This window comes from Pseudomonadota bacterium, assembly GCA_038533575.1.
Taxonomy (GTDB): Bacteria; Pseudomonadota; Alphaproteobacteria; order Rhodobacterales; family Rhodobacteraceae; genus Shimia_B.
This window is the reverse complement of record JBCAYL010000005.1, coordinates 13,409-39,742: the sequence shown is the minus strand read 5'-3', so window position 1 is coordinate 39,742 and position 26,334 is coordinate 13,409. Positions and strand designations below refer to the sequence as shown.

Sequence of the window (26,334 nt, the reverse complement as noted above, 5' to 3'; positions counted from 1 at the left end):
TAGTGGGGTGCCGGGCTCAAGCCCGGCCTACGGGTGGTGGGTAGGGCCGGTTCGTCCGGCCGCCCCGGTTATGCGTACTTTTCCTGGATTTCCTGGCTGATATTCGCCGGGACCGGATCGTAGTGATCGAACTGCATCGTGAACTGCGCGCGGCCCGAGGACATGGAGCGCAGCGTATTGATGTAGCCGAACATGTTGGCGAGCGGGACCATCGCGTCGATGGCGATGGCGTTGCCGCGGGTGTCCTGGCCGGAGACCTGGCCCCGGCGGGACGTCAGATCGCCGATGATGGAGCCGGTATATTCCTCCGGCGTGATCACCTCGACCTTCATGATCGGCTCGAGGAGCTTCGCGCCCGCCTTCTTCATGCCTTCGCGCATGCCCATGCGGGATGCGATCTCGAAGGCGAGAACGCTGGAGTCCACGTCGTGGAACTTGCCGTCCACGAGCGCCACCTTGAAGTCGATCACGGGGAAGCCCGCGAGCGGACCGCTATCCATCACCGACTGGATGCCCTTCTCGACGCCCGGGATGTACTCCTTGGGCACGGCACCGCCGACGATGCGGCTCTCGAAGGAGTAGCCTTCGCCCGGCTCGGTCGGCGTGATGATGAGCTTGACCTCGGCGAACTGACCAGAGCCACCCGACTGCTTCTTGTGGGTATAGGTGTGCTCCACCTCGTGACCGATGGTCTCGCGGTAGGCCACCTGCGGGGCGCCGATATTGGCCTCGACCTTGAACTCCCGCTTGAGGCGGTCGACGAGGATGTCGAGGTGAAGTTCACCCATGCCCTTCATGATGGTCTGGCCGCTCTCCTGGTCCGTCTCCACGCGGAAGGACGGATCCTCGGCGGCGAGACGGGCGAGACCCGCGGACATCTTCTCCTGGTCGCCCTTCGTCTTAGGCTCCACGGCGATCTCGATCACCGGGTCGGGGAAGGTCATTGTTTCGAGCACGACCGGGTCGTTCTTGTCACAGAGCGTGTCACCGGTGGTGGTGTTCTTGAGGCCACCCAGTGCGATGATGTCGCCCGCGAAGGCCTCTTCGATTTCCTCGCGGTTGTTGGAGTGCATCATCATCATGCGGCCAACACGCTCGTTGTTGCCCTTCGTGGAGTTGAGCATCGCGTCGCCCTTGGCGAGCTTGCCCGAGTAGATGCGCACGAAGGTGAGCGAGCCCACGAAGGGGTCGTTCATGATTTTGAACGCGAGGCCGGAGAACGGCATGTTGTCATCGGCGCGGCGCGCGATGTTGCGGGTCTCTTCCTCGTCGCCGGGCTTGAAGCCCATGTAATCGACCACGTCGAGCGGGCTCGGCAGGTAATCGATGACAGCGTTGAGGAGCGGCTGGACACCCTTGTTCTTGAACGCGGAGCCGCCGAGGACCGGCACGAAATCGAGCGCGAGCGTGCCCTTGCGGAGCAGCTTGCGGAGCGTGTCCACGTCGGGCTCGTTGCCCTCCAGATAGGCTTCCATCGCGTCATCGTCTTGCTCGACGGCGGCCTCGATCATCTTCTCGCGCCACTCGGCGCAGAGATCGGCCATGCTGTCGCGGATCGGGCCTTTTTCCCAGCTCGCGCCGAGATCCTCGCCCTTCCAGACCCACTCTTCCATGGTCACGAGGTCCACGAGGCCCTCGAGCTCGTTCTCGGCCCCGATCGGGATCGCCACGGGCACGGCGCGGGCGCCGGTGCGGTCTTCGATCATGCGCACGCAGTTGAAGTAATCGGCGCCGATCTTGTCCATCTTGTTGACGAAGACGATGCGCGGGACCTTGTAGCGGTCAGCTTGACGCCAGACAGTCTCGGTCTGCGGCTCAACACCGGCATTGGCATCGAGCACGGCGACGGCACCGTCGAGGACGGCGAGCGAGCGCTCGACCTCGATCGTGAAGTCCACGTGGCCGGGCGTGTCGATGATGTTCATCCGGTACTTCGTGTCGGACGTGCCCTCGTTGGTGGGCTCTTCCTGGCGCTGCCAGAACGTCGTCGTCGCGGCGGACGTGATCGTGATGCCACGCTCCTGCTCCTGCTCCATCCAGTCCATGGTGGCGGCGCCGTCATGCACCTCGCCGATGTTGTGGGACTTGCCGGTGTAGAACAGGATGCGCTCCGAGCAGGTCGTCTTGCCCGCATCGATATGCGCCATGATGCCGAAGTTGCGGTAGCGTTGGAGCGGATAGTCGCGTGCCATGGGGAACGGTCCTCGGAGGTTGTGTTACCAGCGGTAGTGGCTGAACGCCTTGTTGGCGTCGGCCATCTTGTGGGTGTCTTCGCGCTTCTTCACGGCGGTGCCGCGGGACTGGACCGCGTCGATGAGCTCGCCTGCAAGGCGCTCTTCCATCGTGTTCTCGTTGCGCTTGCGGGAGGCGTCGATGAGCCAGCGGATCGCCAGCGCTTCACGGCGCTCGGGACGGACCTCGACGGGCACCTGGTAGGTGGCACCACCCACGCGGCGGGAACGCACCTCCACGGCGGGTTTGATGTTGTCGAGGGCCTCGTGGAAGATCTCCACGGGCGCGCGCTTCACCTTGTTCTCGACGCGATCCAGAGCGCCGTAGACAATGGATTCGGCGGCGGATTTCTTCCCGTCCCGCATCAGGTTGTTCATGAACTTCGTCAGCACCTTGTCGCCGTATTTGGCGTCAGGGAGGACTTCACGTTTTTCAGCAGCGTGGCGACGCGACATGGCTCTTCTTCCTTCTTACTTCGGACGCTTCGCGCCGTACTTCGAACGACGCTGCTTTCGATCTTTGACGCCCTGCGTGTCGAGCACGCCGCGCAGGATGTGGTAGCGCACGCCCGGAAGGTCCTTCACACGACCGCCGCGGATCAGCACCACGGAGTGCTCCTGGAGGTTGTGGCTTTCGCCGGGAATGTAGCTGATCACCTCGTAACCGTTCGTCAGGCGCACCTTGGCGACCTTCCGCATGGCCGAGTTCGGCTTTTTCGGGGTCGTGGTGTAGACGCGCGTGCAGACGCCGCGCTTCTGGGGGCACTGCTCCAGATGCATGGATTTGGAGCGCTTGACTTTCGGCTGCCGGGGCTTCCGGATCAGCTGCTGGATCGTGGGCATTGGGCGTTCTTCCCGTTATTTCGCTGGCGGGCTTCTCCGCCTGGTTCACACGTGTTGGCGGGCTGATCCGCCGGGTTTCGTCAGTGCTTCCCGAGGCGTCCCCCGACAAGCGCAAAAGCCGCAAACCTCTCCCCACGGGAGCGGTGCGGTGGTATCCAGAGGATCGGGGCCGCGGGGCCCGGATCATGACCAATTCAATCCTGTAGGCTCAGGCTTTCGCCCAAGTGGGCGCGAGGTACTCAGAGTCGGGGAGCTTGTCAACAGCGCTGCGCAGGCTAGGCAGTCCAGCGGCGTTGACAGCGGTCACGTTTCTGAACGGGGCCCCTCGCCCGCCGCCGCTCAGGCCGCCCGACGGGCCTCGATCCGGGCCCAGGCCGCGCGCAGCGCGTCCCAATTGATCGCGAACTCGCTTTCCAGGAGCATGGGGATCTCGTCGGGCTCGCAGGGCCATGTGGGGAGCTTGTCCACCCCCGCCGCGATGCCGCTGTCATTGGTCCTGTGGATGCCGCGGACCCACTTGACCGGATCGGGCATCGTGATGTTCGGCATCGCCATCCACAGACGCCGGTGCGGGTAGTCGAGGATGCTCCGGCGGTGGCGCGGCGCGTAGAGGAGCGCCTGCGCAATCCCCACATGCTGCTGGAAGACGGGCCGTACCTCCACGCCCCCCTGCCCCGCCGTGAGCGCGAAGCCCTTGCTGAAATCAAGGCAGAAGGCGCGGTTCCTGCCCAGCATGTGCCGGTTCTGTCGGAACACGCGGCGCGTGGTGGCGACGAAATCGATGGCCATGGCATCATCGTCGTCGAGCCTGAACTCCGCCACTGCCGCCGCGCTGCCCACCCGGTGCGCGCGCATCACCTTGCGACAGACATGCGCGTGTTTCTGACCTTCGGGCTCGAAGAGTGGCACGATCTGCGGGATATCCGCGGTGAGCGCGCGCACGCGGATCCGCCACGGCTCCGGCAGGGTGTCGCCCATCAGAAGCAGGATGCGGAAGTTCTTATCGGTCTGCGCCCGCAGGCAGGGCAGCGTCACGTGCTCGAGGAAGAAGAGCCGCTCCTCCATCCGCTCGGGCGCGTAGAGCTGCGCGCGCAACGCATCGAGATCGGAGGCCTCGGCCTCGAAAGCGTCGATCTCGGACGGGTAGGACCACCGCATGAGACCGAGAACTTGGAGAAAGCCGTCTGCCATGGTCGCGCCCGCGCTCGTTACGCGGTCTCCTTAGCACGATTTTCGCGCAGGAGCGTGTAAATGCCGCTCGCCGTGATGAGGGCCGCGCCGACAAGCGTAAGCGCGCCCGGGATCTCGTCGAACACGAAAATCCCGAGAAGGAGCGCCACGAGGAGCGCGCTGTAGCGATAGGGGGCCACGAAGCCGATATCCCCGGAGCGCATGGCGGCCACCGAGAAGAGATAGGCAAAGAAGATCGTGGAGACCGCGCCCGTCAGCGCGAAAGCGGCGGTCGCGGTGAGCGGCTGCCACTCGTCCGTCGTGGCACCGAAGGCTCCAAAGAGCATCACGGCCAGCGCGCCCGCGAGCGCGGCCAGAAGGCTCGGCACCCTGTCGGACATGCGCCGCGCGGCGATATCGCGCCCGGTGATGAGCACCACCGCCGCCACGGCATAGAGCGAGACCGGCGTGAAGCCCGCCGCGCCGGGCTGCACGATGAGGAGAACGCCGAGGAACCCCACGAGGATCGCCGCCCAGCGCCGCCAGCCCACCGGCTCGCCCAGAAAGAGCGCGCCCGCCAGCGTGACCGTGAGCGGCAGGGTCTGCAGGATCGCCGTGGCCTCCGCCAGCGGCATGTTGAAGATCGCGTAGATGAAAAGCCCCGCGGCGAAGGCCTCGCAGATCGACCGGATCGCCACGAGCTGCGCGTCCCTGCCGGAGAGGCGCAGCTTCAGATGGCCGAGATAGGCCGCGAGCGCGCCCATGATCAGGACGGCGAAGATGCCCCGGACAAAGATCGACTGGAAGAGCGGCCATTCCATCCCGAGGCTCTTCATAAAGGCATCGTTGAGCGTGAAGGCCGTCATGGAGCCCAGCATGAGGGCCGCGCCTTTCCTGTTTGCCTGTGTGGTGGGGTCGAGCGCGCGCATGGCCATGGCGCGACTTGAGGCCAGCGGCGCGGGAGATGCAAGGCCTCCCGAGGCGGTGCCCATGTCCGGGAAACCCGGCTTGCCGGGTGCCGGGGCGCGATGCACACTGCGCGCAGTTAATTTGGAGAACGACGATGTTGAGACCCCTTGCCTTGTGCCTTTGCCTGTTGCCGGCGCCGGTCCTCGCGGACGAGATCGAGGAGGCGCTCTCGGCGGCGCTCGAAGCCTACCAGGCCGGGGACACGACCTTTGCCCTCGAGGAGCTCGATTTCGCCCGGGCCAAGCTGCAGGAGATGAAGGCCGACGCGCTGATCGGGTTCCTCCCGCCCGCGCCGGAGGGGTGGCGGCAGGAAATCGATGAAGACATGGCCATCGGGCTCGGGATGATGGGGGGCGGCGCGGGTGCCTCGGCGAGCTACTACCCGGAGGGTGGCGGGAGCGCCGTGACGATCACGCTCATGGCCGACAATCCCATGGTGGCCGGCATGGCGGCGATGGTGGCCAATGCCGGTGCCATCGGGGCCTCCATCGAGCGGGTGAACCGACAGCAATTCGCCGCGCAGGACGACCAGATGATGGCCATGGTCGCCAACCGCATCCTTGTGCAGGCCGAGGGCGGCAGCCCGGAGCGCCTGATCCCCTTCCTCGAGGCCATGGACTTTCGGGCGCTGGCGAGCTGGGGCCTCTGAGCGGGCGGCCCGAGATCGCGCCGCCCGAGATCAAGCTGCCCGAGATCGCGCTCTCGGTGCGGCAGCCCTGGGCCTGGGCCATCGTAGCGGGCTTCAAGGAGGTCGAGAACCGCTCCGCCGCGTCCATCGCGGCGGGCGGGATGGATTGCCGGCGGATCGCGATCCACGCCGCCACGGGCCTCAAGCAGGATGAATTCCAGTGGGGGCACTGGCGGCTTCACCGCCACGGCGTCCGCTGCCCGCACCCCACGGACCTGCCCCGCGGCGCGATCATCGGCGCGGTGGATGTCGTCGAGATCGTCAGCGAGAGCCAGAGCGCGTGGTTCGGGGGGCAGATGGGCCTCGTCCTTGCCAATGCGGTGGCCTGCGCGCCCATACCCTGCCCGGGCGCACTCGGCTATTTCGAATGGCAGGCGGGCGGAGAGCTCGCCGAGCCCGCCGCGTGGATGACGACCTATGACAGGCCGGGCGGGGACGCGGCCACCGGGAGCCTCTTTCCCGATCTCGCCCCGAGCTTCGAGGCCGATCCGATACGCCCCACGCGAAAGAAGTGACAAAATCCTTGCGAAGGATTTTGCAAATTCCTTCGCAAGGAATTTGGTCGCTCACATCTGCGGGATGCGCTCCCCTGATGCGGCGGTGCATGACGCCTCGGCGATGCGCTTGGCGCGGGTGGCCGGCGTCTTGGCGAGCTTGATCCAGCGCAGCACGTTGCGGCGGTAGGAGGCGGAGCAGTCTTCGAAGAAGACCCGCGCGCCGGGGGCGGCGTCGAGCGCCGCGTTCAGGTCATCAGGCTGAATGAGGGCATCGACGTCGGCGTAGAAATCCCAGAGGCCCTGCGCCTTTGACGCCGCGATCCGGGCCTCGCCCGCCGGGTGCATGCGGCCGGCCGCGCCGAGGGCTGCCGCGCGATCCTTGTAGCTCTGCGCCCAGGCCTGCATGCGGCGCGGCGCGATGAGCTGCATGGTGCGCGCCGGGTCCTCGTGCTTGCGCCGGATGCCGTCGATCCAGCCATGGGCGATGAGCGCATCGAGCACCTGGGATGTTGAGAGGTACCCGTCATGCCCTTTCTTCGAGGTGACGAGCCAGACGCTCGTCTCCTGCCCATGGTGCTCGGCGAGCCATTCCCAGAGCTCCGCCTCGGAGGCCACCGGCACGCGTGCAAAATTGTCAGTCCTGGCCATGACGATGGAGCTAGGGCGGTCACTCCGCTTGACAGGTGGCGGGAGGCGCACCCTAGGGTAGCGCCACTTTCGGAGAGCCCCATGACCCAGATCCCCCTCGTTGCCGCGTGCCTCATCGCCCTCGCCGCCTCAGCCGCCCCGGCCGCGGCGCAAAGCATCAATTTCGGCGATGACAGCGGCGAATACACCAATGACGGGGAATGCGATGACCGCCGCTTCTTCGGCCCGGGCATCGCTGTCGATATCGACAGCGATCACATCGGGCGCGACGCCACCGATTGCCGGCGGGGTTTCGAGGCGGGGACGATCTCCCTCTGGAACCGGGCCGAGGCAGAAGCGGCGACCTCCTGCGCGCGCATCGATTTCGGAGACGACTCGAGCGACTTCGCGAACGATCTGGAATGCGACGACCCACGGTTCGAGGGCATGGGCTCCGCGTCGATCCTCCTCTCCGAGGATCGCGGCCGGGATGCCAGCGACTGCCGCCAGCTCTGCGAGATGGGCGTCCTCTTCATCCGCGATCACGGCACCTACTGACCCGCCCAACGAAAAGGCCGCGCCCGGGGGCGCGGCCTTTTGCTGTTCTAGGCGAGCGGTTTACTCGCGGCTTTCGGGGGTGTCGACGATGAGGTTGTCGAATTCGTCCCCGCCCACGACATCGTCGCCTTCCACCGGTGCGGCCAGGGCTGCGGCGGCTTCCGCCTCCTCCCGACGCGCTTCGATGACGACGTTGTCACGGGTGGCCGCGATGCGGCGCACGCGCTGCGTGGCGCCACCGGTGCCCGCCGGAATGAGCCGGCCCACGATGACGTTCTCCTTGAGGCCAACGAGCGTGTCCTTCTTGCCCTGCACGGAGGCCTCCGTGAGGACCCGGGTCGTCTCCTGGAAGGAGGCGGCCGAGATGAAGGAGCGCGTCTGGAGCGAGGCCTTGGTGATCCCGAGCAGGATCGGCTCGCCTTGCGCCGGGCGCTTGCCCTTGGCCAGCGCCTTCTCGTTGGCGGTATCGAACTCGATCTTGTCGACGTGCTCACCCTTCAGGAGCGTGGTCTCGCCCGAGTCCTGGATCTCCCACTTCTGGAGCATCTGGCGGACGATCACCTCGATGTGCTTGTCGTTAATCTTCACACCTTGGAGGCGATACACGGCCTGCACCTCGTCGATCATGTAGTCGGCAAGCGCCTCAACGCCCATGATGGCGAGGATGTCATGGGGGGCGGGGTTGCCATCCATGATGTAGTCGCCCTTCTGGATGAAGTCGCCTTCCTGCACAGGGATGTGCTTGCCCTTGGGCACCATGTACTCGGCGGGCTCGAGGCTCTCATCGGCGGGCACGATCGCGATCCGGCGCTTGTTCTTGTAGTCGCGCCCGAACTTCACGTAGCCGTCGATCTCGGCGATGATGGCGTGGTCCTTGGGACGCCGCGCCTCGAAGAGCTCGGCCACCCGGGGCAGACCGCCGGTGATGTCCTTGGTGCCGCCGCCCTCGCGCGGGATCCGCGCCAGAATGTCGCCCGGCTTCACTTCGGTCTGATCTTCCACCGACAGGATCGCATCCACCGACATCGCGTAGGCCAGCGGGTTACCGTCCTCGCGCTTGATCGGCTCGCCGTCTGCGCCGGCGATGATGATCTTGGGCGCGAGCTCATTGCCCTTGGGCGCGGCGCGCCAGTCGGACACGATCTTCTGCGTCATGCCGGTGGCCTCGTCGGTCTCTTCGCGCACGGAGATACCGTTGGTGAGGTCGACATGCTTCGCCGTGCCCGCCTTCTCCGCGATGATCGGGAGCGTGAACGGATCCCATTCGAAGAGCTTGGCGCCGCGATGCACGGTGTCCCCGTCGGAGACGTGCAGCTTGGAGCCGAAGCCCACCTTGTAGGAGGCAAGCTCCGCACCGTGCTCGTTTTCGACCGCGATGACCATGTTGCGCGACATGCTGAGCGTGTCGCCCGAGGCCGCATCGAGCGTGTTGGCGTTGCGGAAGACCACCTTACCGGCCTGGCTCGTCTCCTGGACCGATTGCTGACCGCCGCCCTGGGCCACGCCGCCGATGTGGAAGGTCCGCATCGTCAGCTGTGTGCCGGGTTCACCGATGGACTGCGCCGCGATGATGCCCACGGCCTCGCCCTGGTTCACCTGCGTGCCGCGCGCGAGATCGCGCCCGTAGCAGGCGGCGCAGATGCCGTCCTCGGTGTCACAGGTGAGCGGCGAGCGGATCTGCATCGTCTGCACGCCCGCTTCCTCGATGAGGTCGGACTTGCGCTCGTCGATGAGCTCGCCCTTCTCGACAAGGATCTCGTCGGTGCCCGGGCGCATCACGTCCTCGGCCGCGGTGCGGCCCAGGATGCGTTCGCCCAGCGAGGCCACCACTTCGCCGTCGTTCACGGCCGCCTGGGCCGTGATCGAGCGCTCGGTGCCGCAATCCTTCTCGCGCACGATGCAATCCTGCGCCACGTCCACGAGGCGACGCGTCAGGTAGCCGGAGTTCGCCGTCTTCAGAGCGGTATCCGAGAGGCCCTTCCGGGCGCCGTGGGTGGAGTTGAAGTATTCAAGAACGGTCAGGCCTTCCTTGAAGTTCGAGATGATGGGCGTCTCGATGATCTCGCCGTTGGGCTTGGCCATCAGGCCGCGCATGGCGCCGAGCTGCTTCATCTGCGTGACGGAGCCACGCGCCTTGGAATCGGCCATCATGAAGACGGAGTTCGGCTCCATGTCGGCGCCGTTCTCGTCTTTCCGCGTGGCGCGGATGGTGTCCATCATCGCCTCGGTGACCTTGTCGTTACAGACCGACCAGGCATCCGTGACCTTGTTGTACTTTTCGCCCTGGGTGATCAGGCCGTCCATGTACTGCTGCTCGAACTCTTTGACCTGCTCGCGCACGTCATTGACGATCGACCATTTGCTTTCGGGGATGACCATGTCGTCCTTGCCGAAGGAGATGCCGCCCTTGAAGGCTTCGCGGAAGCCGAGCGTCATGATGTGGTCGCAGAAGATGACCGACTCCTTCTGACCGCAATAGCGGTAGACGGTGTCGATGACGTTCTGCACCTCGCCCTTCTTGAGCAGGCGGTTCACGAGGGAGAACGGCGCCTTGGCGTTGAGCGGCAGCAGCGCGCCAACGCGAAGCCGGCCCGGGGTGGTTTCAAACCGCTCCCAAACCTCCTGGCCTTCCTCGTCGATCTGCTTGACGCGTGCCGTGACCTTGGCGTGTAGATGCACGGAGCCGTTCGCGAGCGCGTGTTCCACTTCCTCCATGGAAGAGAAGAACATCCCCTCCCCCGTCATGCCTTCGCGCATGAGCGTGGTGTAGTAGAGGCCGAGGATCATGTCCTGCGAGGGCACGATGATCGGCGCGCCGTTGGCGGGCGACAGCACGTTATTCGTGGACATCATGAGCACGCGGGCTTCGAGCTGGGCTTCCAGCGAAAGCGGCACGTGGACGGCCATCTGGTCCCCGTCGAAATCGGCGTTGAAGGCCGAGCAGACGAGCGGGTGCAGCTGGATCGCCTTGCCTTCGATGAGCACGGGCTCGAATGCCTGGATGCCCAGACGGTGGAGCGTCGGCGCGCGGTTGAGCAGCACCGGATGTTCGCGGATCACCTCGTCGAGGATGTCCCACACTTCCGGGCGCTCTTTTTCCACGAGCTTCTTGGCTTGCTTGACGGTGCTCGAAAGCCCCTTGGCCTCCAGCCGCGAGTAGATGAACGGCTTGAAGAGCTCGAGCGCCATTTTCTTGGGCAAGCCACACTGGTGCAGCTTGAGCTCCGGGCCCGTCACGATGACCGAGCGGCCCGAGAAGTCCACGCGCTTACCCAGAAGGTTCTGGCGGAAGCGACCCTGCTTGCCCTTGAGCATGTCGGAGAGCGACTTCAGCGGGCGCTTGTTGGCGCCCGTGATGACGCGACCGCGACGGCCGTTGTCGAAGAGCGCGTCGACGGATTCCTGCAGCATCCGCTTTTCGTTCCGGACGATGATGTCCGGCGCACGCAGCTCGATGAGGCGCTTGAGGCGATTGTTGCGGTTGATCACGCGGCGATAGAGATCGTTGAGATCCGACGTCGCGAAGCGGCCGCCGTCAAGCGGGACGAGCGGGCGCAGCTCCGGCGGGATGACCGGCACGACGGTGAGGATCATCCATTCCGGGCGGTTGCCGGACTCGATGAAGCTCTCCACGATCTTCAGGCGCTTGATGATCTTCTTGGGCTTCAGTTCGCCCGTGGCCTCAGCGAGGTCGGCGCGCAGCTGTTCTGCCGTGGATTCCAGATCGATCGCCGCCAGCATCTCGCGGATGGCCTCGGCGCCGATATTGGCCTCGAAAGCATCCTCGCCATAGGTGTCTTGCGCGTCGAGGAATTCCTCTTCGCTCATGAGCTGGCCCTCGGTGAGGTCCGTGAGGCCCGGGTTAATGACGACGTAGTTCTCGAAATACAGGATCCGCTCCAGATCGCGGAGCGTCATGTCGAGCATGAGGCCGATCCGGCTGGGCAGCGACTTCAGGAACCAGATGTGAGCCACAGGTGCGGCGAGCTCGATATGGCCCATCCGCTCCCGGCGCACCTTCTGGAGCGTCACTTCCACGCCGCACTTTTCGCAGACGACGCCGCGATATTTCATGCGCTTGTATTTGCCGCAGAGGCACTCGTAGTCCTTGATCGGCCCGAAGATGCGGGCACAGAAGAGGCCGTCACGCTCAGGCTTGAACGTCCGGTAGTTGATCGTCTCGGGCTTTTTGATCTCCCCGTAGGACCACGACAGGATGCGCTCGGGCGATGCCAGCGACACCTTGATCTCGTCGAATTGCTTCGGCGGGGTCATCGGGTTGAACGGGTTGTTGGTCAGTTCCTGGTTCATGCGATTACCTATAATTTAGGGCGTTTTGGAGGGTTCGAGGGCCAAATTCCTTGCGAAGGAATTTGCCAAAAGTCTTTGAAAGACTTTTGCGGCCCTACTCGTCCTCCTCCGCGTCCAGGAGTTCCATGTTGAGGCCGAGGCCCCGGACTTCTTTCACGAGAACGTTGAACGATTCCGGCACGCCGGCCTCGAAGTTGTCCTCGCCCTTGACGATCGACTCGTAGACCTTCGTCCGGCCTGCCACGTCGTCGGACTTCACCGTCAGCATCTCCTGCAGGGTGTAGGCCGCGCCGTAAGCCTCGAGCGCCCAGACTTCCATCTCCCCGAAGCGCTGACCGCCGAACTGCGCCTTGCCCCCCAGCGGCTGCTGGGTGACGAGGGAGTAGGGACCGGTGGAGCGCGCGTGGATCTTGTCGTCCACGAGGTGATGGAGCTTCAGGAGGTACTTGATGCCCACCGTGACCGGACGTGCGAATTGCTCGCCCGTGCGCCCGTCGAAGAGGATCGACTGGCCGGACTCAGAGAAGCCGGCCTTCACCAACGCCTCGTTCACGTCGGCCTCCTTCGCGCCGTCGAAGACAGGCGTGGCGATCGGCACGCCGCGCGTGACGTTGCCCGCCGCCTCGATGAGGTGGTCCTCGTCCATGCCAGCGATGCCCTCGTCATAGACGTCGTCGCCATAGGCGATCTTCATGGCATCGCGCACCGGCGTCAGGTCGCCCGAGCGGCGGTACTCGCCCAGCGCCTCGTCGATATGGAGCCCGAGGCCGCGCGCGGCCCAGCCCATATGCGTCTCGAGGATCTGGCCCACGTTCATCCGGCTCGGCACGCCGAGCGGATTGAGCACGAAGTCGACAGGCGTACCATCGGCGAGGAACGGCATGTCCTCCATGGGCACGACCTTGGAGATCACGCCCTTGTTGCCGTGGCGGCCGGCCATCTTGTCACCGGGCTGCAGCTTGCGCTTCACGGCAACGAAGACCTTGACCATCTTCATGACACCCGGCGGCAGGTCGTCGCCGCGGCGCACCTTCTCCACCTTGTCCTCGAAGCGGGCGTCGAGCTGACGCTTCTGTCCTTCGTACTGCTCGTTCAGGGCCTCCACGATCTGCGCGTCGGCCTCTTCCTTGAGCGCGAGCTGCCACCAGTGGCTGCGCGGCAGGCTCTCGAGCATCTCGCCGTCGATCGTGGCGCCGGACTTGATGCCCTTCGGCCCTTTCGCGACGGTCTTGCCCTCGATCATGGAGCGCAGGCGCGCGTAGATGTTGCGGTCGAGGATCAGAAGCTCATCGTCCCGGTCCCGGGCGAGGCGCTCGACCTCTTCACGCTCGATCTGCAGCGCGCGCTCGTCCTTCTCCACGCCGTGGCGGTTGAACACGCGGACTTCCACGACCGTGCCGAAATCACCCGGCGGCAGGCGGAGCGACGTGTCGCGCACGTCGGAGGCCTTTTCCCCGAAGATGGCGCGGAGGAGCTTTTCTTCCGGCGTCATCGGGCTTTCGCCCTTGGGTGTGATCTTGCCCACGAGGATGTCTGCCGGGCCCACTTCGGCGCCGATATAAACGATGCCCGCCTCGTCGAGGTTGCGGAGCGCTTCCTCGCCTACGTTCGGAATGTCGCGGGTGATTTCCTCCGGCCCGAGCTTGGTGTCACGGGCGGCGACTTCGAATTCCTCGATGTGGATCGAGGTGAAGACGTCGTCGCGCACGATGCGCTCGGAGATGAGGATGGAGTCCTCGTAGTTGTAGCCGTTCCAGGGCATGAAGGCGACGACCACGTTCTTGCCGAGCGCGAGCTCGCCGATATCCGTGGAGGGACCGTCTGCGACGACCTCGCCTTTCTGGACGGTGTCACCCACCTTCACCAGCGGGCGCTGGTTGATGCAGGTGTTCTGGTTCGACCGCTGGAACTTGCGCATCCGGTAGATGTCGACGCCCGGGTCGCCGGGCTCGAGATCTTCGGTGGCCCGGATCACGATCCGCTGGGCATCCACCTGGTCGATAATGCCCGCGCGCTTGGCCTGGATGGCGGCGCCGGAGTCGATGGCGACCTTCTCCTCGATGCCGGTGCCCACGAGGGGCGCCTCGGCCTTGAGGAGCGGCACGGCCTGGCGCTGCATGTTTGAGCCCATGAGCGCGCGGTTCGCGTCATCGTTCTCGAGGAACGGGATGAGCGAGGCGGCCACGGAGACGAGCTGCTTCGGCGACACGTCGATCAGGTCCACATCCGTGGACGGCGCGAGCGTGTACTCCCCGTTCTGACGGGTGGAGACGAACTCCTGCACGAACTTCGCATCGTCGGTGAGCTGCGCGTTGGCCTGGGCCACGACGTGGCGCATCTCCTCGGTCGCGGACATGTACTTAACGTCGTCCGACACCTGCCCGTCCTTCACGGTCCGGTAGGGCGTTTCGATGAAGCCGTACTTGTTCACGCGCGCGAAGGTCGCCAGCGAGTTGATGAGGCCGATATTCGGGCCTTCCGGCGTCTCGATCGGGCACATCCGGCCATAGTGGGTGGCGTGCACGTCGCGCACCTCGAAGCCTGCGCGCTCGCGCGTCAGACCGCCCGGCCCGAGGGCCGAGAGGCGGCGCTTGTGCGTCACTTCGCTGAGCGGGTTCGTCTGGTCCATGAACTGCGACAGCTGCGAGGAGCCGAAGAACTCGCGCACGGCCGCCGCGGCGGGCTTCGCGTTGATCAGATCCTGCGGCATGACCGTATCGATCTCGACGGAGCTCATGCGCTCCTTGATCGCGCGCTCCATGCGCAGAAGGCCCACGCGGTACTGGTTCTCCATCAGCTCGCCCACGGAGCGGACGCGGCGGTTGCCGAGGTGGTCGATGTCGTCGACGTCGCCGCGGCCATCACGGAGATCCACCAGCGCCTTGATGCAAGAGACGATGTCTTCCTTGCGGAGCGTGCGCACGGTGTCCTCGGCATCGAGTGCGAGGCGCATGTTCATCTTCACGCGGCCCACGGCGGAGAGGTCGTAGCGCTCCGAGTCGAAGAAGAGCGTGTCGAAGAGGGCGGAGGCCGCATCCACGGTGGGCGGCTCGCCCGGGCGCATGACGCGGTAGATGTCCATGAGCGCGGTCTCGCGGCTCATGTTCTTGTCGGTCGCCATGGTGTTGCGCATGTAGGCGCCCACGGTCACATTATCGATGTCGAGCACGGGGATGGTCGTGTGCCCGTTATCGATCAGCTCCTTGACGGTGCCGCCGATCACTTCGCCGGTCTTGGCATCCACTTCCCAGGTCAACTCGTCGCCGGCCTCGGCGTAGATGGCGCCGTTTTCCTCGTTGATGAGGTCTTTGGAAACGAACTTGCCCACGATCTCCTCGAACGGGACGAGCAGTTCGGTCACCTGCCCTTCGTCGATGAGCTTCTTGACCGCGCGCGGCGTCACCTTCTTGCCCGCTTCCGCGATCACCTCGCCCGAAGCGGCGTCAACGAGATCATATGCCGGCCGCGTGCCGCGCACGCGCTCGGGGAAGAACTTCGTGACCCAGCCTTTGCCCTTCTCGTAGGTGTAATCGACCGTGTCGTAATACGCGTCCATGATCGCTTCCTGATCGAGACCAAGCGCGTAGAGGAGCGTCGTCACCGGCAGCTTGCGGCGACGGTCGATACGGGCATGCACGATGTCCTTGGCGTCGAATTCGAAGTCGAGCCAGGAGCCGCGGTAGGGGATGATGCGGCAGGCAAAGAGCAGCTTGCCCGAGCTGTGCGTCTTGCCCTTGTCGTGGTCGAAGAACACGCCCGGCGAGCGGTGCATCTGGGAGACGATCACGCGCTCCGTGCCGTTCACGATGAACGTGCCGTTCGGGGTCATCAGGGGCATGTCGCCCATGAAGACGTCCTGCTCCTTGATGTCCTTGACGGACTTCGCGCCGGTGTCCTCGTCCACATCAAAGACGATTAGACGGAGCGTGACCTTGAGCGGCGCGCTGTAGGTCATGTCGCGCTGCTGGCATTCCTCGACGTCGTATTTCGGACGCTCGAGCTCGTATTTCACGAACTCCAGAACGGCCGTCTCATTGAAATCCTTGATCGGGAAGACCGACTGGAAGACGCCCATGATCCCTTCCCCGTCGGTGGGGTCGGGCTGGTCGCCGGAATTCAGGAAAAGATCATACGAGGATTTCTGCACCTCGATGAGGTTCGGCATCTCCAGAACTTCGCGGATTTTGCCGAAATATTTACGAAGACGTTTCTGACCGAGAAATGTCTGTCCCATGTGCGATCGCACTCCATCTTTGTCTGCCAGCGAAACCGTCGGGCGACCGGCTGCCAGCGCTCAAAGACCTCTAGAGAAGGTGTCTATCCGTGCATGCGGGCCCAGAGCATGCGTCCCGACTGTCTTCCCAAAAAAACTGCCCACTTGCCCGGGAAGGCATCTTGTGGCAGCTTTTTTTGAAAGGCGTCAGCTGTTTGGGGGTGAAAGAAGGCTCCTCAGATCATGCGACGCAAAAAGCCGGGCGCGAATCAATCGCCCCCAGCGGAACCTCGCATCTAGTTCAGCGTTAGGGGGAGTTCAACCGCCCGGGCGCGTCGTTAACCCTTTTCCGCTTGTCCCTGCCCATACGTCATCCGGGCCGCCTCCGCCCCCGTGCAGATCCGGTGCACGGACCATGTGTCCGGCACAAGCGCATATAGGGCGCCTCGCCCCGCTCACATGTATAGCGCGCGGAACTCAGAGCCCCGCGCACCGGTTCTTTTCCCGAAAGGAGCCTGCCCATGTCATCCACATCCGCCAAGAAATCCGACCCCGAGCTCTGGGAGACGGTGAAGGACGAGATCACCGCCAGCGACAAGGGCGGCGAGCCCGGCCAATGGTCCGCGCGGAAGGCGCAAATGGCCGTACAGGAATACAAGAAGCGCGGCGGCGGCTACGAGGATGACGGCCCGAACCAGTCCGATACCGATCTCCACCAGTGGACCGAGGAAGACTGGGGCACGAAATCCGGGGAGGAGGCGCTCTCGTCCGGGGAGCGCTATCTTCCGAAGAAGGTGCGCATGCTGCTCACCGAGGATGAATACCGCCGCTCCACCGATAAGAAGCGCGGTGCCGACCGGCAATTCGTGGACCAGCCCGAGGACGTGAAGGAGAAGGTCTCGCGGATCAAATCCGACGGGCCCACGAAAGAGATGCTCATGGACCGCGCGCAGGACCTCAAGATCGAGGGCCGCTCCGACATGAACAAGGACGCGCTCCTCAAGGCCATCGACAAGGCCACCGACGAGAACGGACGGCGCAAGAGCGCGGCCATTGCGCTCGAGACCAAGACAAAGGACGAGCTCTACGAGATGGCGCAGGAGAAGGGGATCGACGGGCGATCCGACATGTCGAAAGACGCGCTCGTCGAGGCCCTGACGTCCGAAGGCTGACGCCAGGACAATTTACGAAGCGCGCTCCGGGGCGGGCGCCTCGACCCTTCAGGCCCGGCGCCAGACCGGGAACGGGTCTTCGAAGTCGGGGAGCGTGTCCGGCCCAGCCGCATGGGCGGCGGGCACAAGCGCCGCATCGAGCCGTGCCTTGATCGCCGGCCAGTCCATCCCCGCCCCGATGAAGACGAGTTCCTGACGGCGATCGCCCCAAGGCTCCTGCCAATGCTCGCGCATGTAGGCGCGCGCCCCTTCGTGATCGGGCCAGCGATCCTCGGGTACGGAGGCCCACCACGTGCCCAACGGGCGGATCGAACTCAGCGCCCCGGCGAGGGAGAACTCCGCCACCCAGTCGGGCCGGGAGGCGATCCAGAAATGACCCTTTGCGCGGATGACGCCGGGCAGATCACCGTTGAGCACGTCGAGGATTTTTTCAGGCACGAACGGTCGCCGGGCGCGGTAGACGAAGCTCGCCACGCCGTATTCCTCTGTCTCGGGGACGTGATCGGCAAAGCCGTACAGCTCCTTGGCCCACATGGGATGCTCATGGGCCTTGTCGAAATCGAAAAGCCCGGTGTCCAGGATCTCGGTGGCGGGCACCTCGGAATAATCGGCCTCGATGATCCGGGCATCGGCATTGAGCGCGCGGATGATCTTCTTGGCGGCGTCCACCTTCTCCGGCCCCGCATCGGCGACCTTGTTGAGGATCACGACATCGGCGAATTCGATCTGCTCCACGAGGAGGTTCACGAGCGTCCGGTCGTCTTCCTCGCCAAGGCTCTCGCCCCGGTCGGAGAGGAAATCATGGGAGGAGTAATCATTGAGCAGGTTGACCGCGTCCACGACCGTCACCATCGTGTCGAGGCGCGAGACATCCGAAAGGCTCTCCCCGGCCTCGTCGCGGAAATCGAAGGTGGCGGCAACGGGCAGCGGCTCCGAGATGCCCGTGGACTCGATCAGAAGGTAATCGAAGCGGCCTTCCTCGGCGAGGCGGCGCACCTCGGCCAGAAGATCGTCGCGCAGCGTGCAGCAGATGCAGCCATTCGACATTTCCACCAGCGTCTCGTCGGTATGGCTGAGATTGGCCCCGCCCTCGCGCACGAGGTCGGCGTCGATATTCACCTCGCTCATGTCATTGACGATGACGGCCACGCGACGCCCCTCGCGGTTGTTGAGGACGCGGTTGAGCAGCGTCGTCTTTCCCGCGCCGAGAAAGCCCGAGAGCACGGTCACGGGCAGCCGCGCATCGGCGCGCCCGGTGGCGGAGCGGGGAGCGTCTGACAGGGTGTCGGGGCGGTGCGTGTCTGGCATGGCGGTCTCGCTTGCTGAATGGGATCTGAACCCGCACGCTATGTTATAATATAACACTCCACAACCCGCCTCGCCCCGCGCGCTTGACCTTTCATGCATTCGGCTCCATGTGCTGCGCATCGCTGTCGCAGCCGCGTGAGCTTGCCGGGCCGGTATCAGTGCCCCAGCGACCGACATTCCCAGTTCCCCATCACGCAGGGTCCTGACGCTTTGGCCGATGCACCGGGATGCGCCCGGGGCGTGGTGGCCGGGGCGCACCCTCACCGGCCCCAGCGGCCGCCACCCGCAGGGCGGGCAAGGATAAATTTTGACATCATTCGAAGATCTCGGCCTCGGGCCGACCCTCCTCAAGGCGCTCGAGCGCGCCGCTCTCACCACGCCGACGCCGATCCAGGCGAAGGCGATCCCGCTGGCCATCGAGGGCCGCGACGTGCTGGGTCTCGCCCAGACGGGCACCGGCAAGACGCTGGCCTTTGGCCTGCCGCTCGTGGATGCGCTTCTGGCCGAGCCGGGCAAGCCGCAGCCAAAGAGCGTGAAGGCGCTCGTCCTCGCGCCCACCCGCGAGCTCGTGAACCAGATCGCGGAGAACCTGCGCCCCCTCGTGAAAGGCACGAAGCTCCGCGTTTCCACCGTCATCGGCGGGCAGTCGATCAACAAGCAGATCGGATTTCTCGCCCGCGGCACCGATATCCTCGTGGCCACGCCGGGCCGCCTGATCGACCTCATGGACCGGGAGGCGGTGGACCTGTCGCGCACCTTCCAGCTCGTCCTCGACGAGGCTGACCAGATGCTCGACATGGGCTTCATCCACGCGCTCAGGAAGATCGCGCCGCACCTCGGGACGCCGCGCCAGACGATGCTCTTCTCGGCCACTATGCCGAAGGAAATGGAGGAGCTTTCGGGCGCCTACCTCACAGACCCCGTCAAGGTGCAAGTCTCCCCGCCGGGCAAGGCCGCCGACAAGATCACCCAAAGCCTGCATTTCGCTGAGAAGGCCGAGAAGCCCGAGCTCCTGCGCGAGCTGCTGACCGACGAGCTCACGCTGGTCTTCTGCCGCACGAAACACGGGGCCGAGCGCCTCATGAAAGGCCTCGTGGCCGACGGCTACAACGCCGCCTCGATCCACGGCAACAAGAGCCAGGGTCAGCGCGACCGCGCGCTCAAGGCCTTCAAGACCGGCGAGATCAATATCCTCGTCTGCACCGACGTCGCCGCCCGCGGGATCGACATTCCCGGCGTGTCTTACGTGGTGAACTACGACCTGCCCGAGGTGCCCGAGAACTACGTGCACCGCATCGGTCGCACCGCGCGCGCGGGCCGCGAGGGCGAGGCCATCGCCTTCTGCGCGGCCGACGAGATCGGATACCTGAAGGGCATCGAGAAGCTCATGAAGCTCGAGATCCCCGTGGCGGGTGGCGACCGCCCCGAAGAGGCCCAGCCGCCGCACAAGAAGCGTTCCGGAGGCGGCGGCGGAGGACGACGCGGCGGTGGTGCCCGGAAACAGCAGGGGGCAAAGCCCGCCGCCCAGCGCGCAAGCGAGGGCCAGCCCAAGGGGAGAGGCCGGCGCCGGCCGCGCCGGCGCAAGGCCGCCTGAGCCGCGCGCGCGTCAGAAGAAGATGCGCGCGTCGCCCGTCTCCATGATCACGCCGATATCGCCCCGGTCACGCTGATACATCTGCGTGCCGCCGGGCAGGCTGGCGTCCACGTCCATCGCGCGAAAGGTGATCCCGGCCACCTCCTGGGTCTGCCCGATATCGAAGGGCGCGAAGGTGTTGTTGGAGATCATCAGCGGCAGCTGATCGATGACCGCCTGCGGTGCGAGCACGACCGTGTCACGGCGCAGGAGGCCGATCATCGTGTCGATGCTCAGATGCTCCTCGGAGACGCGGGTGAGCACGACGATGTCGGGGCTGCCATAGCTGCGGTACTGCGCCTGCGCGCCCACCGGGTCCACCATGATGAGCGATCCCGCCACTTCCATCACGAGGCTCGCGGGCGTCACGGCCACGGCCATGGTGGCCTCGGCGGAAGCGGGCTGCACGAGGGAGAGGTCGGTCAACGGCGCGGTGATCCCGCGACCCTGCGCCTGCGCGGTCAGGCCCGAGGTGACGGCAAAGGCGCTGGCAAGGGCGGCGGTGGCGAAAAGTCGTCTCATGGGGGCCTCCTGAGGCTCGGATGCGTGGGACAGTTCAACGCCCTCCGAAGTAGGCGCTCTCCGGCCGCGTTCCAATCAAGCCGACACACGCCAGCGCGACCCGCTGAAACGAGAAAGGGCGCCCCTCGGGGACGCCCTTCCGAAGTAGACCGGATACCCGGATTACTTGAGTTCGACCTCGGCACCAGCTGCTTCCAGCTTGCCCTTGATCTCTTCGGCTTCGTCCTTGGAGACCTGCTCCTTGACGGCCTTGCCGCCCGCCTCGACGAGCTCCTTGGCTTCCTTGAGGCCAAGACCGGTGATGCCGCGGACTTCCTTGATCACGTTGATCTTGGAGGCGCCGGCTGCGACGAGGATCACGTCGAACTCCGTCTTTTCTTCAGCCGCTTCGCCGCCGGCGTCGCCGCCTGCGGGGCCGGCCATCATGACTGCGCCGCCAGCGGCGGGCTCGATGCCGTACTCATCCTTGAGGATGGTCTTGAGCTCCTGGGCTTCCAGGAGGGTGAGGCCGACGATGTCTTCGGCCAGTTTCTTGAGATCAGCCATTTTACTGGGCTCCGTTTCTCTGATGTGTTTCCAGCGTTATCTCTCGGATCAGGCCGCTTCGGCCCGCTCCTCGATCGTCGACAGGATGCTTGCGATGTTGGATGCAGGTGCGCCAATGGCGCCGGCGATGTTCGAGGCAGGTGCGCCGATGGCGCCCACGATGGAAGCGATGAGCTCCTCGCGGGACGGCATTTCGGCCACTGCGTCGACACCGGCGGCGTCGAGCGCCGTCTCACCCATGGCTCCGCCGAGAACTTCGAGCTTCTTGTTCTCTTTGGTGAAGGCCTTCACGGCCTTGGCGGCCGCGACGGGATCTTCGGAATAGGCGAGGACGGTCATGCCTTCCAGGTGCTGGGCGATGGATTCCACCGCCTTGCCCTGGAGGGCGATCTTGGCGAGCCTGTTCTTGGCAACGCGCACGGACCCACCCGCTTCGCGAAGCTTCGCGCGCAGGTCCTGCATCTCTGCAACTGTCATGCCTTCGTATTTGGATACGACGACAACGCCAGAGCTTTCGAAGATCTGGCCGAGTTCCTCGACCACTTTCTCTTTCTGGGCTCTATCCACAGTTTCACTCCAAGTTTGGAAGGGTCGCCCCCTCCGGCTCATTTCAGCCCCGGCTCATGCCGTGACCAGAGTCCGAACGGGCAACACGCCAACCAACTCCGGAGGAGCCGTCAGAGAATTGTTCTTTCCCATCTCAGGCAGGACTTACGGTGTTCACGCACCACCCACCGTCTCGGACAGTTGCCGCTCACGCGACAGACGCGGCGTATGACGGAGCCCCGCGCCCGCGTCAACCGCGAAGTGGCGCACGAGGTGCTGAGTGTCTTCTCTGCGGACAAAGCGCCAATTCGCTGCGGCTGCGCAAATGGCCGCTATCGGAAATCGGCAGGAGTCAAAAACCGTCGTTTTTGACCGCTGCCGATCCTTCAGCCACAAAGAGAGCGCACTAAGGTAGAGGACTTGTGAAGTCACCGATCGCCTTGAACGTTGTTATCGTTCACACGTCCGCTGATAGCACGCTATTCTTTCGTTTCTGAAGCGACGAGGCTACCAAGAGTGCGATAAAATCATCGTATGAAAGCCCGGCTGCGTAGGCGCATTCTGCCGAATTGCTGACTTCCGAAAAGCCGGGGATCGTGTTTAACTCAAGGAAGTGAATTTCGTCAGTTTGGGAAGACAACACAAAGTCACACCTCGAAACATGTCGCGCACCAAGTGCTGAATGCAACTTGATTGCGACTTCTTCACAGTTTCTGAAAACAGGTTGTAACGCACTAGGGCGATTAGCTGATACACCTCGCACCCACTGGCTACCAGTTTTGACGGCTTCTGAGTAGAATTCATCGCCATGAGAAATCGCAACGGCAGGAAGCGCTCGCGGTTGTCCATCCACTTCAATAATGGTGACGGTGATGTCGGTTCCCTGAACAAATTCTTCGCGTATCCAACGGCCAGTCCCTGGTAGCTCGTCCTTGGGATTGACTATCCGCGAACTCAAGGAGCTACCTCCACGCAATGGCTTTTCTATGAATCTCCTAACGTCATCATCCACCCCATGCCTGCTTTGGACTAGACCGTTCACAACAAGCATCCAACCAGGCATCCGAACGCCGATATGTGACGCCATCAGCTTTGTGAGGTGCTTATTCAAAGCAACAACGCTGGCCTCCACTCCTGATCCAAGGAATGGAACGCCGACGCACTCCAAAGCACCCTGAATTACGCCGTCCTCCCCTGGCACGCCATGTAGGTTGATGATCACCAAATCGTCTTCTCTAACTGTAGTAAGCCAATTAGATTGCGTGGAAATATCAACGACTCTGATGCTCGCGACGCCCAACCGGCTAAGTGCCTTTGGAACAGTAGTGTGAGAAAGAACCTCGATTGGAGCTGATGCGAATATAGCAGCGTCTTCACTCGACATTGGCCCGCTAAGCATGGACACAGCTAGGTTGCCGCAAACGATTGCCTCTCGAGCTTCGCAAGCGAGGCTCATCCAATTTACCGTTTCTCGCATTTCAACGCTCAATAGTCATACCGGCAATATTTTTACACTGCGCAAAAAGCATCTCATATTTTGCATGCGATGCATGATCAATTGTCATGCCATTCACATCAGCATCTGTTAGGTCGGCTCCCGTCAAATCCGGTCGCAAAACTATTGACCATCTAAGATCAGCCTCGCGAAGGTTTGCACCAGCCAGTCGAGCCTCGCTCGCATTGCATCGAGTCATTTTAGCTCTTATCAAGTTGCTACCTTCGAGATTGGACCTAATCAGTGTTGCGCGCTCCAAATCTGCTTGCTGCAAATTGGAGTTTTTTAGATTTGCGTCGGTCAAGTGCGCCTCCTTCAGGTCAATTCCGGTCAAATCCAACCCCGACAAATCTTCTGCGTTGAGGGAACGCAAAGGGTGCAGCCTTCTCCAACCGTTGAAATCGGCAACCGTTCCGCGCCTTAGCATCATCTCTGGGGTCGTCGCAAAGTTCATTTGCTCTATCCAGCTGGGCAGGCGGGATCGCAAAACTTGATAGCCATCTGCGTTATCCTCGTAAAATAGAATTCTAAATGGTTTTTGATCGAAGGGGATATCTTGGTTCGCCTGAAGGATTGGGACGATCTCTTTCCCTAAAGTATGCGCAAGGCCAAGCTCATAGTAAACGTTTGGATTTTGATCGGTCAGATCGGCGATCACAAACGATGCTTCGTTTAATCCTTGCCAAATGTCGGACAAGACGACCCGGCCGTAGAGATCGTCCGCCCGTTGACACTCGTATCCGGCTTCTTCGACTAGCTCTCTAATGATCCTGTAAATTCTATCCGACCACCCGCTGGTGAACGGCATAATTACAAAGCAAAGATCGTTTCGAATTCTGAATTTTCGGTCTTCCAAGAAAGGTAAAGGGTACACATGCATTGGCTATTTGCTCCATGTTCGGGCTACAAAAATAACATACACTTGCCGATCATCGGATTGCATCTCTTGTTTGGAGCCAACTCGTCGAAACAGAACTTCCTGTTGCGAGGTCATCGCTTCTAGACATTCGTTGACCACATCCGACACGTGGACTTCTAGCAATCTCCTGCGCGACAGCCCAAAGCTGCGCGGGCTCGCAAGCGCTATGCCAAAAAACGGTCGTTTTTGTCACAGGCGTTGCCAGCACCGGAATCGTTGAAAAATTTTCTCCCACAAACCTTTGGCAAAACCCTGATTGATTTTGTCACGTTTTTGGCTGTCGCTCGAAGACCGGACATTCGTGCGCAGCGCAGCATTTCGGAGGCTTTGGGCTCAGAGCAGCCTTTCGCTGCGATCAAAACCGCAGACTTAAACAGAGCATCTGCAGTGGTTTCTACTCCTCGAGCGGAGGGAGAACGGAGACAGTTTCGATGATGGCGCGGGTGGTGGTGTCGGTCGTCAGGTCTCCGAGCACGGCGGGCTCGAGCGACGTGATGCCCACGCGGCGCAGCGGCTTTTCCTGCAGGGTCTCCATCGACGTCCCCTCGAAGCCCTCCGCGGTGCCCGCCGCGGGCGCGCCTTCGGCGCTGGCAACCCGGCAGATCACCTCCACGATGTCCCAGCGGCCCGCCTGCGGGAACGTCCAGTGCAGCGTCATCGCCTCGTCGCCCCGCGTGAGCACGCGCACCTTGGTGAGATCCGTGTCCACCCGGCGGGCAAAGCCCGGCACGGTGCGGCGCTGGAGTTCCATGATCTGGTCGAGCGAGGCGCCGCCGCGGTCGGTGGTGGCATAAAAGATCGTGCGCGCCAGCGCGATGCTCTCCACGGCCTCCTCCGGGATCGCCGCGCCGGGCGCGATGGCGCTCCAGCCCTCGGCGTCGAGGGAGGCCATGAGCGCATCGAAATCGCGCTCATCGGCGAGGCAGGCCGCCGGGGCGGTCTGCGCGGCCGCGCTAGTGGCAGCGGCGGTGGACAGGGCGAACAGAGCGCCGAGCAGTTCTCTCTTCATTGCATACCTCATCGCGTGATGTGCCAGCCTCGCGGCTGGGAATATCTACGGCAATCGCGGTGGGATAGGGAAGGGGCCGGGCGCGATCCATGGGCGGACGGCCGCCACGCAAACGGGCCCCGCGCGGGGGCCCGTCCGGTCACGATTGGAACGCGGTGCGCTTACTGGCTCACCATGGCGATGTCGCCCGCCGCCATCGCCTCGTTCATGACGTGGAAGACGGCGGTGTTGTCGACGTAGTCGCCATTCCAGTCGTATTGCGTGCCCCAGAGCTCGGCGGCCTCGATGTCGGTGCGGGTGAAGCCGGCGAAGAGCTCGGAGCCCGCGCCAAGGGCCCAGAGCGGGACGAGCTCGTTGGTGTGGTTGCGCGAGGCGAACTGGTAGCCCGGCATATTGCCCGCGCCACGGTCCTGGACGGCGAGGAATTCGTTGAACGTGTCCTCGGCGGGATCGAAGCGCGCGGCGAGGAGCGCCTCATCGCTGCGGTCTGCGGCCACGGGGCCGCCCACGGAGTTCATCCACGTGCCCTCGCCCCAGATGCCGCCGCATTCATGGTCGGAGGTGACGATGAGAAGGGTCTCCTCCCAGCTCGAATTCGTCTCGACCCAGTCGATGACGGCGCCCACGGCGAGGTTGAAGTCGATCTGCTCCTCGATGAAGCGCTCCATGTTGTTGCCGTGGCCCATCCAGTCCACCGCGCCGCCCTCGATCATGACGAAGAAGCCGTCCTCGTCCTGGCCGAGCACGTTGAGCGCACCGAGGCTCATGGTGGCGAGGTCGGGCGTGAGCGGGTTGAAAGCCATGCCAGAGGGTGTGTCGGCAGCACCCAGCCCCTCGCGGCTCGCCTGGAGCGTGGAGCCTGCCTGCGCCACGCCCACGACGCGCTCGGGTAGGTTTTCACCGGCGGCCAGCGCCTCGAAGTCGGCCTTGGCGTCGAAGAAGTCGTACCCGTTCAGCCCTGCCTCGGAGATGAACGCCGCGAGCGTCTCGGAGCCGCCGACGAAGCGATAGGCGTCCTCGTCCTCGGGCTCCACGCCGTTGCCGGAATTGTCGAAGAGCGGGTGGCCCGGCCCCATG

At 63.8% G+C, this 26,334-nt stretch carries 21 protein-coding genes; 5 read left to right on the top strand and 16 right to left on the bottom strand.

Going from position 1 to position 26,334, the window contains the following annotated elements; all coding sequences use genetic code 11:
• Positions 1–68: 68 nt before the first annotated feature.
• From fusA to AAFM92_16580, 5 genes are all read right to left on the bottom strand, one after another.
• The gene (gene fusA / locus AAFM92_16600; GenBank protein MEL7302000.1) at positions 69–2,192 is read right to left on the bottom strand and encodes an elongation factor G; all 2,124 of its coding nucleotides are present in this window, start codon (positions 2,190–2,192) and stop codon (positions 69–71) included.
• 24 nt (positions 2,193–2,216) lie between these two features.
• Positions 2,217–2,687, bottom strand: coding sequence for a 30S ribosomal protein S7 (gene rpsG / locus AAFM92_16595; GenBank protein MEL7301999.1), 471 nt, complete (start codon positions 2,685–2,687; stop codon positions 2,217–2,219).
• A gap of 15 nt (positions 2,688–2,702) precedes the next feature.
• Positions 2,703–3,074 carry a 30S ribosomal protein S12 gene (gene rpsL, locus AAFM92_16590; GenBank protein ID MEL7301998.1) on the bottom strand — a complete coding sequence of 124 codons (372 nt, stop codon included), beginning with the start codon at positions 3,072–3,074 and terminating at the stop codon, positions 2,703–2,705.
• Positions 3,075–3,413: 339 nt separating this feature from the next.
• Entirely contained in the window at positions 3,414–4,265 is an 852-nt protein-coding gene (locus AAFM92_16585; protein ID MEL7301997.1) for a glycosyltransferase, read from the bottom strand.
• Positions 4,266–4,282: 17 nt separating this feature from the next.
• Positions 4,283–5,179: a DMT family transporter gene (locus AAFM92_16580; protein MEL7301996.1), complete on the bottom strand. Its 897-nt coding sequence runs from the start codon at positions 5,177–5,179 to the stop codon at positions 4,283–4,285.
• A 161-nt stretch (positions 5,180–5,340) separates the two neighbouring features.
• On the opposite strand from AAFM92_16580, the gene AAFM92_16575 reads away from it, so the two are divergent.
• Positions 5,341–5,862 (top strand): hypothetical protein, encoded by a 522-nt coding sequence (locus AAFM92_16575; GenBank protein MEL7301995.1) that lies wholly within the window; start codon positions 5,341–5,343, stop codon positions 5,860–5,862.
• A gap of 56 nt (positions 5,863–5,918) precedes the next feature.
• Positions 5,919–6,416 carry a hypothetical protein gene (locus AAFM92_16570; GenBank protein ID MEL7301994.1) on the top strand — a complete coding sequence of 166 codons (498 nt, stop codon included), beginning with the start codon at positions 5,919–5,921 and terminating at the stop codon, positions 6,414–6,416.
• A gap of 51 nt (positions 6,417–6,467) precedes the next feature.
• Here AAFM92_16570 and AAFM92_16565 read toward each other — a convergent pair whose 3' ends face one another.
• Positions 6,468–7,046 (bottom strand): YdeI/OmpD-associated family protein, encoded by a 579-nt coding sequence (locus AAFM92_16565; protein MEL7301993.1) that lies wholly within the window; start codon positions 7,044–7,046, stop codon positions 6,468–6,470.
• A gap of 81 nt (positions 7,047–7,127) precedes the next feature.
• On the opposite strand from AAFM92_16565, the gene AAFM92_16560 reads away from it, so the two are divergent.
• Complete coding sequence (locus AAFM92_16560) at positions 7,128–7,583, top strand: hypothetical protein (protein ID MEL7301992.1); 456 nt, start codon at positions 7,128–7,130, stop codon at positions 7,581–7,583.
• Positions 7,584–7,643: 60 nt separating this feature from the next.
• Here the strand turns inward: AAFM92_16560 and rpoC are convergent, their stop codons facing one another.
• Both rpoC and rpoB read right to left on the bottom strand, forming a co-directional pair.
• On the bottom strand, positions 7,644–11,894 hold the full coding sequence (gene rpoC, locus AAFM92_16555) for a DNA-directed RNA polymerase subunit beta' (protein MEL7301991.1): 4,251 nt from the start codon (positions 11,892–11,894) through the stop codon (positions 7,644–7,646).
• 94 nt (positions 11,895–11,988) lie between these two features.
• The gene (gene rpoB, locus AAFM92_16550; protein MEL7301990.1) at positions 11,989–16,128 is read right to left on the bottom strand and encodes a DNA-directed RNA polymerase subunit beta; all 4,140 of its coding nucleotides are present in this window, start codon (positions 16,126–16,128) and stop codon (positions 11,989–11,991) included.
• 500 nt (positions 16,129–16,628) lie between these two features.
• Here rpoB and AAFM92_16545 point away from each other — a divergent pair, with 500 nt between their 5' ends.
• Positions 16,629–17,279, top strand: coding sequence for a Rho termination factor N-terminal domain-containing protein (locus tag AAFM92_16545; protein MEL7301989.1), 651 nt, complete (start codon positions 16,629–16,631; stop codon positions 17,277–17,279).
• A 48-nt stretch (positions 17,280–17,327) separates the two neighbouring features.
• Here the strand turns inward: AAFM92_16545 and AAFM92_16540 are convergent, their stop codons facing one another.
• Positions 17,328–18,587, bottom strand: coding sequence for a GTP-binding protein (locus tag AAFM92_16540; GenBank protein MEL7301988.1), 1,260 nt, complete (start codon positions 18,585–18,587; stop codon positions 17,328–17,330).
• A 307-nt stretch (positions 18,588–18,894) separates the two neighbouring features.
• Here AAFM92_16540 and AAFM92_16535 point away from each other — a divergent pair, with 307 nt between their 5' ends.
• Positions 18,895–20,181, top strand: coding sequence for a DEAD/DEAH box helicase (locus AAFM92_16535; GenBank protein MEL7301987.1), 1,287 nt, complete (start codon positions 18,895–18,897; stop codon positions 20,179–20,181).
• Between the two features lie 12 nt (positions 20,182–20,193).
• Here the strand turns inward: AAFM92_16535 and AAFM92_16530 are convergent, their stop codons facing one another.
• The 7 genes from AAFM92_16530 to AAFM92_16500 form a co-directional block, all read right to left on the bottom strand.
• Positions 20,194–20,742, bottom strand: coding sequence for a hypothetical protein (locus AAFM92_16530; protein MEL7301986.1), 549 nt, complete (start codon positions 20,740–20,742; stop codon positions 20,194–20,196).
• Between the two features lie 162 nt (positions 20,743–20,904).
• The gene (rplL, locus tag AAFM92_16525) at positions 20,905–21,288 is read right to left on the bottom strand and encodes a 50S ribosomal protein L7/L12 (GenBank protein ID MEL7301985.1); all 384 of its coding nucleotides are present in this window, start codon (positions 21,286–21,288) and stop codon (positions 20,905–20,907) included.
• A 48-nt stretch (positions 21,289–21,336) separates the two neighbouring features.
• A complete protein-coding gene (gene rplJ / locus AAFM92_16520; protein ID MEL7301984.1) occupies positions 21,337–21,855 on the bottom strand; it encodes a 50S ribosomal protein L10 in 519 nt (172 codons plus the stop codon).
• A gap of 436 nt (positions 21,856–22,291) precedes the next feature.
• Positions 22,292–23,056: an ATP-grasp domain-containing protein gene (locus AAFM92_16515; protein ID MEL7301983.1), complete on the bottom strand. Its 765-nt coding sequence runs from the start codon at positions 23,054–23,056 to the stop codon at positions 22,292–22,294.
• A 256-nt stretch (positions 23,057–23,312) separates the two neighbouring features.
• A complete protein-coding gene (locus AAFM92_16510) occupies positions 23,313–24,185 on the bottom strand; it encodes a pentapeptide repeat-containing protein (protein MEL7301982.1) in 873 nt (290 codons plus the stop codon).
• A 457-nt stretch (positions 24,186–24,642) separates the two neighbouring features.
• Positions 24,643–25,257 carry a hypothetical protein gene (locus AAFM92_16505; GenBank protein ID MEL7301981.1) on the bottom strand — a complete coding sequence of 205 codons (615 nt, stop codon included), beginning with the start codon at positions 25,255–25,257 and terminating at the stop codon, positions 24,643–24,645.
• Between the two features lie 161 nt (positions 25,258–25,418).
• A complete protein-coding gene (locus AAFM92_16500) occupies positions 25,419–26,333 on the bottom strand; it encodes an alkaline phosphatase (protein MEL7301980.1) in 915 nt (304 codons plus the stop codon).
• Position 26,334: the final 1 nt, after the last annotated feature.